This is a genomic window from Halanaerobacter jeridensis, from assembly GCF_016908315.1.
In the GTDB taxonomy this organism is placed as follows: domain Bacteria; phylum Bacillota; class Halanaerobiia; order Halobacteroidales; family Halobacteroidaceae; genus Halanaerobacter; species Halanaerobacter jeridensis.
Map to the genome: position 1 here is coordinate 278053 of NZ_JAFBDQ010000003.1, position 17873 is coordinate 295925.

Sequence of the window (17873 nt, forward strand, 5' to 3'; positions counted from 1 at the left end):
TACTATTAATTATACGTAGTCTTGTAAAGCTTTAACATCTACTTCTACTCCACTCATCATTTCCTGCAGCACTTCTAAAATTGCTTCAGTAGTATCTAGAGAAGTTAAGCAAGGAATTCCCATTTCTACTGCATTTCTACGAATCTTAAATCCATCTCGTTCAGGGACTTTACCTTTAGTTAAAGTATTAACCACTAAATCAATTTCATCTTCTTGAATTAAATCAATCACATTTGGAGAACCTTCTGATAATTTCTTGACTTCTTCTACTTCTAATCCTTCTTCTCTTAAAGCTGCAGCTGTACCTTTAGTCGCTAAAATATCGAATCCTAAGTTAGCAAACTCTTGAATATGCTTAATTGCTTCATCTTTGTCTTTATCAGCGATAGTAGCTAGAATAGTACCTGACTTTGGAATATCCATTCCTGCTCCTACAAATCCTTTATATAGAGCATCCTCATAGCTATCAGCTAATCCTAATACTTCACCCGTTGATTTCATCTCTGGGCCAAGATTAGTATCAACTTTAGCTAGTTTAGAGAAGGAGAACACAGGCACTTTAACTGCTACATGGTCTTTCTTTGGTACTAATCCTAGTGGATAATCTGTATTCTTTAATTTATTACCAAGCATAGCTTTAGTAGCTAAGTTAACCATCGGTACGCCTGTTACCTTACTCAAATATGGAATTGTCCGGCTAGAGCGAGGGTTAACTTCAATCACATATGGTATTCCATCTGCTACTACAAACTGAATGTTCAACAAACCTTGTACATCCAATTCTCGAGCTAATTTGGCAGTGTATTCCTCAATTTCTTTCTCTAACTCCTCAGTTAATGTCTGGGCTGGATAAACAGCAATACTATCTCCTGAATGGACGCCCGCTCGTTCAATATGCTCCATAATACCAGGAATAATAATATCTTCTCCATCTGAAATTGCATCAACTTCAATCTCAGTTCCTGTAATATAATTATCTACTAAGATTGGATGGTCTGGCGATACTTTAACTGCATTCTCCATATACTGATTTAATTCTTCATCATTATAAACAACTTCCATCGCTCTTCCGCCTAGTACATAAGAAGGACGGACTAAGACAGGAAAACCAATCTCTGCTGCAATCTCTCGTGCTTCTTCTTGCGAAGCAGCTATATCACCAATTGGCGTTGGAATATCTAATTTATTTAACAGATTGCTAAATTTATCTCTATCTTCAGCAATATCAATTGCTTCTACAGAAGTTCCTAAAATATTAACTCCTTCTTCAGCTAGCGGTTTAGCTAAGTTAATAGAAGTTTGCCCGCCAAACTGCACCACAACACCTTCAGGATCTTCATTTTCTACTATATGCATCACATCTTCTTTAGCCAGTGGTTCAAAATACAATCTATCTGAAGTATCAAAGTCTGTACTTACAGTCTCAGGATTATTATTAGCTATAATTGACTCGTAACCTTCTTCATGTAATGCCCAAGCTGAATGCACACTACAGTAGTCAAATTCAATCCCTTGTCCAATCCGAATTGGACCAGATCCTAAGACTAATACTCCTTCATCATCCGTTGTTCTTGATTCATTAGTTCTTTCATAACTTGAATAATAATAAGGAGTTTCGGCTTCAAATTCTGCTGCACAAGTATCAACCATTTTATAAACAGGATTAATTTCATTTTCTTGACGAAATTCTTTAACCTCAGATTCAGTGTTAGCAGTTAAGAAGGCAATCTCTTTATCAGAAAAACCAAATTCTTTAACTTCTTCCACCAATTCTGGAGTCAATCCATTTTCTTCTAACTCCCATTCTAAGTTAATGATATTTTTCATCTTGTATAAGAAGAACTTAGTAATTCCAGTTAATTCGTGAACTTTATCAACACTCCAACCACGTCCTAATACTTCAGCAATGACCATCAATCTTCTATCATCTGCTACTTTTAATTTTTCTTTTAGCTTTTCATCATCCCAACTTTCTACATCGTCATGCTTTAATCCAGAAGCACCAATATCTAGAGAACGAACAGCTTTCAACATTGCTCCTTCTAGAGTCCGTTCAATGGACATTACCTCTCCTGTGGCCTTCATCTGAGTTCCTAGTTCTCTCTCAGCATAATGAAATTTATCAAACGGCCAGCGTGGTATTTTAAAGACTACATAGTCTAATGCCGGTTCAAAACAAGCTTTGGTCTCTTTAGTAATCGCATTATCAATTTCATCTAAGGTATATCCTAAAGCAATTCTAGCTGAAACCTGAGCAATTGGATAACCCGTTGCCTTTGATGCAAGAGCACTAGAACGACTTACTCGTGGATTTACCTCAATAATTGTATACTCCATACTATCAGGATCTAAAGCTAACTGAACATTACAACCACCTTCAATCCCTAAAGCTCTAATGATTTTTAAAGAGGCAGAACGAAGCATTTGATATTCTTTATCAGTTAATGTCTGACTCGGAGCTACTACAATACTATCTCCAGTATGAATTCCTACTGGATCAAAGTTTTCCATGTTACATACAGAAATACAGTTATCATTACTATCACGCATTACCTCATACTCAATTTCCTTCCAACCTTCTATACTTCGTTCAATTAACACCTGACCAATTAAACTGTGCTTAAAACCTCGCGAAGCTATTTTTTCTAATTCCTTTGCATCAGCAGCTACACCACCGCCGGCTCCCCCCATTGTATAAGCAGGACGAACTATGACTGGAAAACCAAGATTTTCAGCAATTTCTAAACACTCTTCATAACTTTCAGCAGTTTTACTCTCTAATACTGGTTCATCAATCTCATGCATTAACTCCCGGAAAGTATTTCTATCTTCCGCCTGCTGAATTGTATCTAATGGAGTCCCCAATAATTCTACGTCTAATTCATCTAAAATTTCTGTTTCTGCTAAATCAATAGCTAAATTTAATCCCGTTTGGCCTCCTAGAGTTGGTAATAAGCCATCTGGCTGTTCTTTCTTTAGAATTTTAGTAATCGTATCTATATTTAAAGGCTCAATATACACTCTTTCCGCCATATTCTCATCTGTCATAATTGTCGCTGGATTACTATTAACTAACACAACTTCTATACCTTCTTCTTGAAGTGCTCGGCAAGCTTGGCTCCCCGAATAATCAAACTCTGCTGCCTGACCAATTACGATTGGGCCAGAACCAATAACCATTACCTTATCTAAATCTTGTCGTTTCGGCATTATTAATTCATCTCCTTTCTAATTAATTCTACAAATTGATTAAATAAATATTTTGAATCTTCAGGTCCTGGTGCTGCTTCGGGATGATACTGCACTGAAAATGCTGGATATTCTTTATGTTTCAATCCTTCTACTGTATCATCATTGATATTCATATGCGTTATTTCTACATCTAAATCTTCAACAGATTCCTCTTTAATACAGAAACCATGATTTTGCGTAGTAATATAAACTCTCTCTGTAGCTAAATCTTTAACAGGATGATTTCCACCCCGATGACCAAACTTCAATTTGTAAGTTTCAGCTCCACAAGCTAAGCCTAACATCTGATGTCCTAAACAAATTCCGAAAATAGGAACTTCACCTAATAACTCCTGCATAGTTTCTACTACATAATAGGCATCTTGCGGATCTCCTGGTCCATTAGAAAACATTACTCCATCCGGATTGTGCTCTAAAATTTCTTCTGCTGAAGTAGTAGCAGGAACTACTGTTACTGCACAATCTCGTTTTGTTAAGGAATCAGTAATATTTCTTTTAGCTCCACAATCTACTAATACAACCTCATATTTATTTCCTGCTCCTTTTTTATACTTCTCATCAGTTGTTACTTCGCTTACTAAATCTCTACCTGACAATCCTGGAGCTTCTTTAGCTTCAGTGATTAATTTTTCATCTGATTCTTCAAAAGTAGTAATAATTCCCTTCATGGCCCCTTCAGTTCTTAACCTTTTTGTTAAAGCTCGAGTATCTATCCCCGCAATCCCTACTATTCCTTCTCTCTTTAGATACTCATCTATTTTTTCTTCAGCTCTGTAATTACTAGGTTCAGGACAAAATTCTTTAACTACAAATCCTTCTACATGAGATGTATAGGATTCAAAATCATCTTCATTAATACCATAATTACCAATCAGGGGATAAGTCATTGTTACTATTTCACCTTTATAAGACGGGTCAGTTAAAATTTCTTGATAGCCAGTCATTCCCGTATTAAAAACTATCTCTCCACTTGTTTTGCCTTCAGCTCCAAAACCCGTTCCTGTAAATATTGTACCATCTTCTAACACTAATTTAGCTTTCATTGTGTTCCCTCCTTATTTTATTTATCATTTATAAATATTAATTCATTTGTATAAATATACACGGTAACTTCATTTTATAAGCTCAAAGTCTTATTGTCAATTAAAAAGCAAATTTTTTATATTTTTTCAAAGCAGTATTTATATCTTGATTCATATTTATTACGGCTTGTTGAGCTGCTTTTTTATAATCTGCACTATACTCTTCTTTTTCATAAGCAAAGATGATTCCTCGTGATGAATTTACTACTGCACCATATCCATCTTCATTAAAGCAAGGTACAACGTCCTCAGCACCTCCACCTTGTGCTCCATAACCTGGTACTAAAAAATAACTATGAGGCATTAAATTTCGTAATTTTTCAGCTTCTTCTGGATAAGTAGCTCCTACCACAGCTCCAATAGAACTATAGCCTTTTTCTCCTACTACTTCTGTCCCCCATTCATCAACTAAATCAGCTAATTTCTCAAAGACCAACTCATCATCTTCAGCTTTAATGTCTTGCAGTTCATGAGCCGAAGAATTAGAAGTTTTAACTAAAATAAAAATTCCTTTATCATTCTTTTGACAATTATTCACAAATGGTTTAATGCCATCACAACCTAAATAGGGAGTAATTGTTAAAGCATCTGTATTCAAATCAACAGTAAGCCCTTCTAAAACATTTGCTGTTCCTAAATGACCATCAGCATAAGCTTTAGCTGTTGAACCAATATCATTACGCTTAGCATCACTAATAACTAATAGACCTTTCTCCTGTGCATAAGCTACAGTTTCCTCAAAAGCTCGAATACCTTGATGACCATATTGTTCATAAAAAGCAATTTGGGGTTTAACTACAGGTACATATTGGGCTACAGCATCAATTATTCCTTGGTTAAACTCAATTATAGCTTCTGCTACTGCTACTAATGTTTCGCCCTGTTCAGCTATTGCTTTATTTCTTATCTCTTCAGGAATTCGACCCCATCTAGGGTCTAATCCTACACAAGCATGACTCTCTTTTTGATTTACTGCCTTTATTAATTTATCAGCAAAATTCATGATGGCCCTCCTTTATAAATAAGATTTACTTGTTATTATAAACTATTTCTCCATTAACAACTGTCATTATATTTTGTCCTTTTAACTCTTCGTCAGCAAAAGGTGTATTCTTTCCTTTAGAAACAAAATCTTTGGGCTTAACTTCCCACTTATAATCTGGATCAATTACACTTAAATTTGCCACTGCTCCTTCTTTTAATTTTCCTTCATCTAATCCTAAAATTGAAGCAGGATTAGTGGTTAACTTCTCTACTGCTTGTGGCCAACTTAGAACTCCCGTTTCAACTAATTCAGTATTTATTAAGGCAATTGCTGTTTCTAAACCCGAAATTCCAAATGGAGCATAATCATACTCAACATCCTTTTCTTCTGTAGCATGAGGAGCATGGTCAGTAGCAATTACATCAATCGTACCATCTTCTAATCCCTCTTTAATTGCTTGTACATCTTCTTTACTTCGTAATGGAGGATGAACTTTAGTGGCAGTAGAAAAGGAAGTGATAGCTTGGTCTGTTAAGCTAAAATGATGAGGAGTAGCTTCACAAGTAACAGGAATACCCTGCTTCTTAGCGTCACGTACTAATTGAACAGCTCCTTTAGTACTGATATGCGCAATATGAACTGGATTATTAGTCTCTCTGGCCAAAGCAATATCTCGAGCGACCATGACTTCTTCTGAAGAAGCTGGAATAGGATCTAAACCAGTCACAGTGGAATAATAACCTTCATGAACAACTCCATCTCCAGATAAATTTTCATCTTCACAATGAGATATAACAGGCAAATCAAAATCTCCAGCATATTTCAAAGCTAAACGCATAATTTCTGAATTCATAACTGCATTGCCATCATCTGAAACTGCAACTATTCCTGCTTGACTCATACTTCCAATTTCAGCTAATTCTTTTCCTTGACTTCCTTTAGTAATCGCTCCAATAGGATAAACGTTGACTACTGCATCTTCAGCTATTTTCTGATTCAATCCTTCAATTAAAGTCTCTTTATCCAAAACTGGATTAGTGTTGGGCATGCAAGCAACACTAGTAAAACCGCCTTTAGCTGCTGCCTGAGTTCCAGTAGCAATTGTTTCTTTATGTTCAAAACCAGGTTCTCGCAAATGAACATGCATATCAATTAAGCCCGGTACAATTAACTTATTACTTAGATCCATTTTTTTAACATCTTCTACTTTTATATTACTAGCTATCTTTGCAATTTCTTCATCTTCAATTAAAATATCTTGCTGCTTTATTTCATTATTTCCCGGATTAACTACTTCAGCACCTTTTAATAATAATTTACTCATCTTGATTACCTCCTTCAATCAACAAATATAATAAAGCCATTCTAATGGCAACTCCATTAGAAACTTGATCTTCAATTACTGATTGTTCATCATAAGCTAATTGCGATGAAATTTCTATACCGCGATTGATTGGCCCAGGATGCATAATTAAAGCATCTTCCTTAGCTAATTTTAAGTGTTTTTCCCGCACACCATAAAATTTAGTATATTCTTTAATCGTAGGAAAAAAGCCTTTATCTTGTCTTTCTCTTTGAATTCTTAGTAAATAAGCTACATCTACATTTTTTAATCCTGCTTCTAAATCACTATATACTTCTACATCTAAATCTTCAATCTGTTCAGGCATTAAAGTAGACGGCCCAATCAACCTAACTTCAGCACCTAATTTATTTAATCCCCAAATATTTGAGCGGGCAACACGACTATGTTTAATGTCTCCTACAATTGCTACTTTTTGTCCTGCTATGTTTTTCTTTCTCTCTTGAATAGTAAATAAGTCTAATAAAGCTTGCGTTGGATGCTCATGTGCTCCATCTCCAGCATTTAAAACGGGAATGTCGATAGTTTCAGCTAACAATTTAGCTGCTCCTGGAACTCCATGACGCATAACTACTGCATCAGCTCCTAAAGCGCGCAATGTTCGAGCAGTATCTACTAAGCTTTCTCCTTTAACTACACTACTTCTTTTGGCTGACAAGCTCATTCCATCAGCACTTAACCTTTTAGCAGCTAAAGAAAAAGACGATTTAGTTCTCGTACTTGGTTCATAAAACAAATTTACAACTAGTTTACCTCTTAAAGTTGGTACTTTTTTTATTGATCTGCCTAATACTTCTTTCATTGATTTAGCATTATCTAAAATTATTTCAATATTCTCTTGCGTTAAATTTTCTAAACCCAATAAATCTTTTGTTGCTAATGACATCATTACACCTCCAGATTATAATTAAATTCTCATTACAACAGTAAAAAATATCTTAATTAAGCTTAGTCTTAGTTTTAAGAGTATTTCTTATACTAAAAAAACCTCTTGCCAGTAACACTGACAAGAGGCTAGAATTTATAGTAATCCCCTATTTCATCTTGGGATAAGTTCAAAATTTGCTTGACCCTTGCTAATCTCACTGGATTAGTTTAAAGGTTGATCTATTTAATTGTTGACAATAAAAAAATCTTCCCTACTAGACCAGGAAGAAGGTATAAATAGCCTATACATTTCTTCCTCTTTTCTAGTCTCACAGGACTAAGTTAAAAGAGAAATTTATTTAATTCTTGATTAAATCATAATATAAAATTTATACTTTGTCAATTAATTGTTAGTAATTTTTAGGCAAATAGCAAATGAATTTAGTCCCTAACTCTTTTTTACTTTCAGCTTTTATATCTCCCCCATAATCAGTTAATAAGCTTTTTACTATATACAAACCAAAACCCCGGTTATTTCCCTTGGTAGAAAAACCAGGTGAAAAAATATTTTTTAATACATCATCAGGAATAATCGGTTTAGAATTATAAACTATTAACTCTACATTATCTCCTGCATCAATTAATCTCACTTCAATATGTTTGTCTGAAGTAGAAATACCTTCAATAGCATCAATTGCATTATCAATTAAATTAAATAGTACTTTTAAAACTTTATTTTCGGGAACAATAATTTCCTCTAAATCAGTCCGTATATCGGTTGTGAACTCTATATTCTTTTGCTTAGCTTCTTGTTTCTTAGAGATTAAAACTGGGGCCAAATCATTATCTGCTGTTTTACCCTTGCCTTGTGTATCATTTAAATCTAAATGTAATCTCTTAATATACTCTCTAGCCTTTTTTGCTTTTCCTAATTGCAACATAGTAAAAATTGTCTGCAATTCATTTTTGAAATCATGTCGCTGAGCTCTTAAATCTTTAATCCGATCTTGATGTAGTTTTAATTTAGTATTTTTTAGCTCCAGTTGATTTTGGGCAGAAATACCATCTTTTAGTTCTTTACTAAAATTACTCTGAAAAATATAAATAAAACCAACTAATTTAATAGACTGGGCCATAAAATAAGGCTTAGTAAAAATTTGTACTTCATCAGTATATAACATCTCAGCAATAAATAAGAACATAAACCCTTTTAATAAAATTAGTATTGTCTCATCATTATTAATCAAATACTGTCTTAGATAAAATAAAATATTAAAAGTTAAAATCACAATTATGATTATATTCACAACATCCGAAGTAAAACTTAAATCATTCCATAAATTATTTAAAATCATAAATACAGCAACAGAAAATAATACACTTGTAATTATTAAAGACCATGAATAATATTTTTCTTTATTACCATATCTTTTAAGAATTAAGCTTAGTAATAAAATCAAGCTCACAATTATTTTATTATAGATTGCAAACATTTCTGAACTACTTCCATAAGCCAAGTATTTATTATAAACTAAAATAGCATGAGCTAAATTACTAATTCCAGCAAATAAAAAACCTACTGCTAAAAACAAATTCTCTTTTTTATCAGTAATCTTATAATTATAAATAGATATTAAAAAAATATTAAGACAAATAAACACAATAATTAACTCCATAATAAATTCAACAAAAAAATTAAGACTATCCGGATTGGAAATTATATTTGAATTATATAAAAAATCTTCAACTGGCAATACAACTATTAAATTAATTAATATATAGATCCCAAATAAAATCCAAATCAAATCAAATTTTTCAAAGTTATTGGCTAGCTTCTCCATCTAAGCCCTCCTTTCTTTTTTAACTATTAATTACTAATCTTAATATTTATTACTAAAAGTTTCCTTTTATTGATTATTTAAACATTTTAGTGGAATCTCCTGCATAATTATTGAAAAAGAAATTTTTATCTAAAAAAAGAGTCTTTGCTAATATATTAGCAAAGACTCTATCAGTTTAATTACTATTTTTCACTTGGTAAAATAAGATTAATTACGATTCCTACTATAGCCGCTAAACCCATTCCTTCAAATTTAATCACTTTAACTGCATTAGCAAAATTTTTAATTATAGCAATTCCATTTAAATTTAATAATTTTGCTAAATCAACAAAATTAATTTTAAATACAATCCCGCTAATCCCTGTTACTAAAATAGTTGATACAATAACTAAATTTCTATTTTCACTAAGATCAACTTCATTTTCAATTAAAGTTCTCAAACCAATAGAAGCAATCATTCCAAATAAGAGAATCACAATTCCTCCCATTACTGATTGAGGAATAGTTCGGATTAAAGCTCCCATTTTCTCTACAAAACTAATAGCAATTACAAATATAGCTGCTACTTCAATAATTAGAGGATTATGAACTCCTGTAATAGCTAATACACCTATATTTTCACCATAAGTAGTATTTGGTGGTCCTCCTAAAAAAGAAGCAAACATAGTTGCAACACCATCGCCCATCAAAGTTCTATGTAAACCAGGGTCTTCAATAAAATCTTCTTCAACAGTTTTAGATAAAGCTAACATATCACCTAAGTGTTCAACCATAGTTACTATAGCAATCGGCCCTATTAAAGCAATAGCAGAAATTCCATCTCCCCATGATTTTAAATTAAAGACCGAATTGAAGTCTGGTACCGCTAACCAACTAGCTTCCATAATTAATGAAGTATCTACTACTCCTGTTACTAAAGCTAATAAATAACCACTAATAATACCAATCAAAATAGGAATCACTTTAAATATTCCTTTACCCAAAACGCTAACAAGAATCGTCACAGCTAAAGTAAATATAGCAATTGGTAAATTAGTCATAGCCATATCTTTAGCAGTTGGGGCCAAGCCTAAACCAATTGTCATAATTACTGGTCCTACTACTACAGGTGGCAAGTAATCATCAATAAAATCAGTCCCTATTTTACGAATTACTACTGACATAATAAAATAAATTACTCCTGCTACAAAACAACCCAATAATGCTGCTGGCACTCCATAAGATTTTTTAGCAGCAATAATTGGACCAATAAAAGCAAAAGATGAACCTAAATAAGCTGGAACTTGTCCTTTAGTAATTAAATGAAAAATTATTGTTCCTACACCTGAAGTAAACAAAGCCACACCTGGATTTAAACCTGTTAAACTTGGCACCAATACTGTCGCACCAAACATAGCAAACAAATGTTGTATACCTAAAATTATTAACCGAGACATACTAAGATCACTTTCTCTTAATCTACTTTTAATCAATTTCATCTCCTCCTAAAATAATATACTTAAATCAATTACTATAAATAAAAACTCCTTAGCCACAAAGGCTAAGGAGATAGACTGCTACTAAACAAGACATAGGTCTAGTAAACAATCCTCTTTTTAGCCTCACAGGACTACTTTAAAAAGGATTAACTACTTTTTATATGTAATTATTCACATTTTTCTTGTAAAACTACTGCATCTTCACCATCAATTTCTTTTAAATTAACATCAATTAGTTCATCTTTAGAGGTGGGAATATTCTTTCCTACATAATCTGCTCTAATAGGTAATTCTCTATGACCTCTATCAGTTAGAATAGCTAACTGAATACTCTCCGGACGACCTAAATCCATTAAAGCATCTAAAGCAGCCCGCACAGTTCTTCCCGTATATAAGACATCATCTACTAAAATAACCTTTTTATCAGTTACATCAAACGGAATTTCAGTTTGATGTACAATAGGTTGCTTAGCAATTGTTGTTAAATCATCACGATACAGAGTAATATCTAAACTACCATTAGGAATTTCTTGACCCTCAATTTCCTTTAAATTACTAGTTATTCTTTTAGCCAAAGGAACCCCTCGGGTTCTAATTCCAATTACTACAATATCTTCTAATCCTTCATTCTTCTCAATTATTTCATGCGAAATACGAACTAACGCTCTTCTAATTCCATCGGCGCCAATTAATTCTTTTTTGGTTTGAAGTTCCACTAGTATCATCACTCCTGTTTAATAAGTAATGACTTAATTAAAGTTAATATGCTTCTACATCACTTATTTTTTATTTAAATCAATTGAATATTATCAAAGATTATGAATCCTGTCAATTAATTAATCTGATTTTATTAATAGTTCCTCCATATCAGCTTTTAGTTCAGCTTTAAATTCATGCCATTGTTCAGTCCGAGGATGATAAAAGCCTAGTTCTTTAGCATGTAACATTTGACGGTCTACATCTAAATTGGATTTATTAAAACCATATAGATTATCTCCCACAACCGGGTGACCAATATAATCAAAATGAACTCTAATCTGATGAGTTCTTCCGGTTATTAGTTCAACTTCTACTAAAGTATAATCATCATAGTAATCTATCACTTCAAACTTAGAAATTGCTTTTTTACTATTTTTACTTGTTACAGCCATCTTTTTTCTGTCTTTTGGATCTCTACCTACTGCAGCATCTATCTTTGCCTTTTGATGCTTTACATGTCCCTCAACCAAAGCCCAATAAATCTTTTTAGTTTTTCGCTCTTTGAACTGCTGACTTAAACTCTGTTGTGCCTTATCAGTTTTAGCAGCTACTAATGCACCTGTAGTATCTTTATCTAATCTATGCACTATCCCTGGTCTCTTAACCCCACTGATCCCAGCTAAATTATCACAATGATATAATAGGGCATTAACTAAAGTACCATCAGGATGTCCAGGCGCCGGATGAACTACTAAATCAGATTGTTTATTAACCACTAAAATATCATCATCTTCATAAATAATATCTAATGGTATGTTTTGTGGTTTTAAATCTATAGTTTCTGCCTCAGGAATATTCAACTGTACCACATCATTTAACTTCAAAGTGTAACTTTTTTTCACTTCTTCTTCATTAATTAAAATATTACCCTCGTCAATTAATTTTTGAATATAACTTCTCGAAAAATCTGAAAACTGTTCAGCCAAAAATTTATCAATTCTCTGATCAATAACTTCTTTATTAACTGTAATTGTTTTTCTTTCTGACATATTATCACTCCAAATTTTTTAATTACTGTCAATTATCAATACCCAATAAGAAAAAATAGCAACTGCTACTACTACTGAAGAATCAGCAATATTAAATACAGGCCAAACTCTTAAATCAAGAAAATCAATTACATAACCTAAACGCACCCGATCAATTAAATTGCCAATTGCACCACCAATAGCTAATCCTAAAGCTATTCGATTCCAAATATTATGTAATGGTAATTCCTTATAAAAGAATACTATAGCCCCTAAAACTACAATAGTAATTACTATAAAAAACCATCTTTGTCCCTGCAAAATACCAAAAGCAGCTCCTCGATTCTTAACATAAGTAAAATGAAAGATATTCTCCAAAAGAGGCATTGTTTCTCCTACAGAAAAATTCTTTACTACTAAATACTTAGTTATTTGGTCAGCCAATAATACTAATAAAAAGGTAATTAAAATAGTCATTTATTTCAACTCCAAAATAATAATGTAGTATCTCTTAAAACCACATTATATTTTAGCATAAATTAGCCCAAAAAACAAGAGAGTAAGGTCTCCTTACTCTCTTGTTAGCAATTATTATTCAAATTTTCCTATTCTACTAGCAGCAAATCCACTCTCAAGTTGACCGCCTTGATCTATAGTTTCAGATGGACTATTAGATGTACCAACTTTGGCTAAATCCTGCCAAGTATCTTCGCCATCATAGTTGTTTTTATCCAATCTATCATTATTAAGATACATATTTTTATGCAACTCTAAAAAAGCTTCCTCTTCTAAAGGACGATCTTGCTCTTGCTTAGAATCTTCATCTTTAAGTTTACACTGATAACACATAGTGGTAGAAGGCATAATTTCTAAACGTTCTTCATTAATCTCCCTTCCACATTGATCACAGATTCCATACTGCCCTTCCTCAATTCTCTCTAAAGCATCATCAATCATAGTTAAAAACAGATTAACATTATCTTTAAGTCCAATATCTTTACCACATTCAAAGGTATCACTACCAGCATCTGCTGGATGATTATCATAACTAGAAAGTTCTCCTGTTGATTCTTTCCAATTAATTTTTAAACCTTCTTTACTATTAGAGCTACCATCAACTGAATTTAGTTTATTAATTAATCTACTTCTTTTGCTTAATAATTTATTTTTATAATCCATTACATCTTTTACCATCTCAACACCCCTTAATTAATTATTGTCATTACTTCATCTATAGAGCGCTGAGGCCGAGTCTCTTCCGCTTTAGAAGCTGTATAACCTAAAGTAACAAAAGCTACAGGCCACGAACTTTCTTTCAGACTTAATATCCTTTTTACATCTCCTTCATTAAAATCGCCTACCCAACAACTACCTAAATCATATGATTCAGCAGCTAATAATAAATTTTCTATTGCTGCAGCAGTATCTTGAATAGCATATAAGCTAGAACCTCTTTCTCCATACTTTTGCTTTGATATATCAGTTAAAGCTGAAATAACAATTATCACTGGTGAAGAGGCAATCCATTCTTGACCAGAAGTCAATTCTGCTAATTGACTTATTTTTTCTTTGTTTTTTACTATATGAAACTCCCACGGCTGCAAATTACCAGCACTTGGTGCCAAATGAGCAGCTTCAATTATATCCTTTATTTTATCATCTGCTATTTCTCTTGCTTGATAATCTCTAATACTAACCCGATCTTTAATTGCTTGTATAACTTCTTTCCCCATTATCTTACCCCTTTCTATAAATTAAGATTAATCCTTTTCACTTATTAATTTATCCAAATTTTAATTTTAAATACTAAAATAAAGAATTATCTCGATTGTAAAATTAATCATCTTTTAATCATAAAAAAAACAGCCCTTAATTACAGGGCTGTTAATCAAAAAATATCAAATTATTTTAATATCATTACATTAGATTTATTAATAGTAAATTCTAATTTATTATTAATACTACTATAGCTTTTATTAGTTATTAAATCAACAAAAGTATCTTTATTGAAATTGAATTCATTTAAATTAAATTCTAAATCAACTTTTGAATGACCGTTATTAAAAACAACTAAAATTTTATTAGCATCTTTAGCACGTAAGAATGCATGAATATTATGAGCAGGATCGACTTTAATTATTTTTATTTTTCCTGTTCTTAAAGCCGGATTTTCATTTCTAATCTTAATTAATTTTTGATACCATTTTAATAAATCTTGATTTTGTTGCTTCTGTTCCCAAATCATAGGACGACGACAATCAGGGTCATCTTCTCCTTTAATTCCTACTTCATCACCATAAAAAATCATTGGTGCTCCTAAATAACTCATTTGAAAGGCAACAGCTAATTTTAATCTTTCAATATTATTTTCAGCAATTGTTAAAGCACGCTTAGTATCATGACTATCAATCAAATTTAATGATGCTAATTGAGCCTGTTTTTTATAAATAGTTTTGACCTTAGTCAATCTTGCTTCAAAATCTGAAGCATCAATCTCCTTTTTACAGAAAAAATCCCAAATGGCTTCACTAACTAAATAATTCATAGTCCCATCAAACTGGTCTCCTCGCAGCCAAGGTCTAGCATCATTCCACATTTCCCCAACAATATAGGCATCTGCTTTAACTTCTTTCACTTTTTTACGAAATTCTCGCCAAAAATAATGGTCAACTTCATCAGCCACATCTAATCTCCAACCATCAATATCTGCTTCTTCAATCCAATATTGAGCTACATCTAAAAAATATTCTCTCACTTCAGAATTAGCAGTCCTTAATTTAGGCATTTTCCAAACACCATCAGCAAAAGTTTCATAATTAGGCTGAATAATTTTCTTCAACTCATCATTTGTGTGGGATATTTCCCATATCTTTTGAAAACTCAATTCTATACTAGAGTCTAAAACTTCTGCTAATTTTAAAATATATTCACGAGATTTATTATTAGCTAAGGACAACTTAGGAATTATATTTTGAGAAACTATTTCAGGATTGATTTGATTTAAATCATCTAATTCAGTAATTAACTGTTTGATTAATTTTCTATTTATTTTAGGATTTTGACGAATAGGAAATCCATCAATATAATACCAGTCAGCATAATCAGATTCTGCTCCATTCTCTAATACATCTTGAAAAGCAAAAAAATGATTGCTACTATGATTAAAAACACCATCTAAAATTATCTTAATATCTTTATTATGAGCTCGATTCACTAATTCTTTTAGAGTTTCTAAATCACCAAATTGGGGGTCAATTTCTTTATAATTTATTATATTATATTTATGATTGCTATGCGATTTAAAAATAGGAGTTAAATAAATTGCATCAATTCCTAATTCAGCTAAATAATCTAATTTTTCTATAACACCTTGCAAATCACCACCATAAAATGAATCAGTAGCAGGTTTTCTATTCGACCATTCTCTAACTGCAGAAGAATTTAATTCCGAATCTCCATTGTTAAATCTTTCTGGGAAGATTTGATAGAAAACTGCATTATGAACCCATTTAGGAGTAGTAAAATAATCTTGTTCACAAATATATGTATATTCAAAATGAGTCTTTTCTTCTGGTATTTCTTTATAAAAACCATAATTAGTATAATATAATTTATTTACTCCATCATCTAATAAAAAATAATAGTCAAATTTTTTATGTTCATAACTTATTTCAGCAGTAAAATAGTCAAATAATTGATCAGAACAGTATTTTTCCATCTCAACTGAATAACGAGGCCGCTCTTCTTCCCAACCAGTAAAACGTCCATCATAATATAACTGAACTTGCTTTAAATCCCCTTTTTTAGCTTTCAATTGTACAAATAACTTGTCTGCTCCTACTGGATAAGCAAACACATTATTGGGCTTGTGATAGATAGCTTCTTTTAACATCGAAATTGACCTCCAATTTTATTAAGGATTTAACCATTAGTTTTTTCTAATGTTGTAGATAGTTCAAAATGACTATTCAACTTTATTTCTTCATCAATTAAATTTTCTCCATATTTTTCTTTTAGCTTTAACAAATAAATATCATGATGAATATGTTCTGCTACAATAGAAACTAATAAATTGTTTTCAGTAATAGTTCCCAAAAGTTCTCCATTACTTTTCTTATTAGCAATTAATACTTCCCTTTCATCTACTACTAGCATCATTCTTTTTTCTTCATTTTGACCTTCTTTTTTATGATGATGATAAAATTCAACTTTATCTTCTAACCCCTTTAAATTAAAATCATGAAATGAAAATAAAATAACTCTTACAGACTTTTCTTCTAACAATTTTAACTCTTCTTCAAATAAATCTAAATCATAATTAGTATTTAAATAAATTTCCTTTTCAGCAGACTTTAACATCTTTTTTATTTCTTCAATAACATTATCCTCACCTTTAATGTTAATATAATCTCTGTTTTGTTCTTGAATATTTATTTTATCAAATTCACTTTCTAAAGTCTCAATCGAATTCATATAAACATCTTTTAAATTATCTAATAACTCAGTGGGAGGTACTGCTTTATAAGTTTTAGATTTTTGATTTGGCAATAAAAAAATTATTCCTTCTTCATACAAATTATCTAGTGCAGAATAAACAGAAGTGCGAGGTAGATTCAAACTTTTAGCTAATTGCGACCCATTAGAATTAGGTGCTTTTACTAATTCTAAATATACTCTAGCTTCAATCTCTTTAAAACCAAATTTTTGCAATTCCTCAATAATCATATCTAACACCCCATTTTACATTTCATAAATTATATGATACAAAACATTTCACAAAAAATAAAAAAATTCTTCAAAAAATAGAATGGCTCCCCGAGCAGGACTTGAACCTGCGACAAAGTGGTTAACAGCCACTCGCTCTACCAACTGAGCTATCGGGGAACACTAAAAAAATCTGGCAGCGTCCTACTCTCTCGCAGGGCTGCCCCTACAATACCATCGGCGCTGGAGGACTTAACTTCTGTGTTCGAGATGGGAGACAGGTGTTGCCCCTCCGCTATCACCACCAGATTCTTATTAAATTTGAGTTTAAGCATTTGCAAAGTAAAGAGTTTGAGCTAAGTTGCACCCTCCGAGTTTTTCATTCTGAAAAACTCTCCGTGCAGAACTATACACTCTACTTTGAGCTAATTAAGTGCGCATGTTATATGCACTACTTTTTGCTTTATACCTTAAAAGCTACACAATAGACCTGAGCGTCGAATAGATTAAGTCCTCGATCTATTAGTACCAGTCAGCTGAGGATGTTACCACCCTTACACCTCTGGCCTATCTA

At 32.1% G+C, this 17873-nt stretch carries 14 protein-coding genes, 1 tRNA gene and 1 rRNA gene; all 16 read right to left on the reverse strand.

Features of this window, described 5'->3' with window-relative positions:
• Positions 1–9 precede the first annotated feature (9 nt).
• The 16 genes from carB to rrf all read right to left on the reverse strand — a co-directional run bounded on the left by carB (position 10) and on the right by rrf (position 17608).
• A complete protein-coding gene (gene carB / locus JOC47_RS04285) occupies positions 10–3210 on the reverse strand; it encodes a carbamoyl-phosphate synthase large subunit (RefSeq protein WP_204700738.1) in 3201 nt (1066 codons plus the stop codon).
• A 2-nt stretch (positions 3211–3212) separates the two neighbouring features.
• Entirely contained in the window at positions 3213–4295 is a 1083-nt protein-coding gene (carA, locus tag JOC47_RS04290; RefSeq protein ID WP_204700739.1) for a glutamine-hydrolyzing carbamoyl-phosphate synthase small subunit, read from the reverse strand.
• 100 nt (positions 4296–4395) lie between these two features.
• The gene (gene pyrF, locus JOC47_RS04295) at positions 4396–5337 is read right to left on the reverse strand and encodes an orotidine-5'-phosphate decarboxylase (protein WP_204700740.1); all 942 of its coding nucleotides are present in this window, start codon (positions 5335–5337) and stop codon (positions 4396–4398) included.
• 25 nt (positions 5338–5362) lie between these two features.
• The gene (locus JOC47_RS04300) at positions 5363–6643 is read right to left on the reverse strand and encodes a dihydroorotase (RefSeq protein WP_204700741.1); all 1281 of its coding nucleotides are present in this window, start codon (positions 6641–6643) and stop codon (positions 5363–5365) included.
• Positions 6636–7568 carry an aspartate carbamoyltransferase catalytic subunit gene (locus JOC47_RS04305; protein WP_204700742.1) on the reverse strand — a complete coding sequence of 311 codons (933 nt, stop codon included), beginning with the start codon at positions 7566–7568 and terminating at the stop codon, positions 6636–6638. Before JOC47_RS04305 ends, JOC47_RS04300 begins: the two co-directional genes overlap by 8 nt.
• Before the next feature lie 391 nt (positions 7569–7959).
• Positions 7960–9390 (reverse strand): ATP-binding protein, encoded by a 1431-nt coding sequence (locus JOC47_RS04310; RefSeq protein ID WP_204700743.1) that lies wholly within the window; start codon positions 9388–9390, stop codon positions 7960–7962.
• Positions 9391–9572: 182 nt separating this feature from the next.
• Positions 9573–10868, reverse strand: a complete 1296-nt coding sequence (locus tag JOC47_RS04315) for a uracil-xanthine permease family protein (protein WP_204700744.1) — start codon at positions 10866–10868, stop codon at positions 9573–9575.
• 167 nt (positions 10869–11035) lie between these two features.
• Positions 11036–11584, reverse strand: a complete 549-nt coding sequence (pyrR, locus tag JOC47_RS04320) for a bifunctional pyr operon transcriptional regulator/uracil phosphoribosyltransferase PyrR (protein ID WP_439109071.1) — start codon at positions 11582–11584, stop codon at positions 11036–11038.
• Between the two features lie 120 nt (positions 11585–11704).
• Positions 11705–12616 carry an RluA family pseudouridine synthase gene (locus tag JOC47_RS04325; protein ID WP_204700746.1) on the reverse strand — a complete coding sequence of 304 codons (912 nt, stop codon included), beginning with the start codon at positions 12614–12616 and terminating at the stop codon, positions 11705–11707.
• A gap of 18 nt (positions 12617–12634) precedes the next feature.
• Positions 12635–13072 (reverse strand): signal peptidase II, encoded by a 438-nt coding sequence (gene lspA, locus JOC47_RS04330; protein ID WP_204700747.1) that lies wholly within the window; start codon positions 13070–13072, stop codon positions 12635–12637.
• Positions 13073–13186: 114 nt separating this feature from the next.
• Positions 13187–13789 (reverse strand): TraR/DksA C4-type zinc finger protein, encoded by a 603-nt coding sequence (locus JOC47_RS04335; protein WP_204700748.1) that lies wholly within the window; start codon positions 13787–13789, stop codon positions 13187–13189.
• A gap of 11 nt (positions 13790–13800) precedes the next feature.
• Entirely contained in the window at positions 13801–14328 is a 528-nt protein-coding gene (locus JOC47_RS04340) for a nitroreductase family protein (protein ID WP_204700749.1), read from the reverse strand.
• A gap of 170 nt (positions 14329–14498) precedes the next feature.
• Positions 14499–16487, reverse strand: a complete 1989-nt coding sequence (locus JOC47_RS04345; RefSeq protein ID WP_204700750.1) for an alpha-glycosidase — start codon at positions 16485–16487, stop codon at positions 14499–14501.
• Positions 16488–16516: 29 nt separating this feature from the next.
• Positions 16517–17320: a TrmB family transcriptional regulator gene (locus JOC47_RS04350; protein WP_204700751.1), complete on the reverse strand. Its 804-nt coding sequence runs from the start codon at positions 17318–17320 to the stop codon at positions 16517–16519.
• 83 nt (positions 17321–17403) lie between these two features.
• Positions 17404–17479, reverse strand: a tRNA-Asn gene (locus JOC47_RS04355).
• 11 nt (positions 17480–17490) lie between these two features.
• A 5S ribosomal RNA gene (gene rrf, locus JOC47_RS04360) occupies positions 17491–17608 on the reverse strand.
• Positions 17609–17873 lie beyond the last annotated feature (265 nt).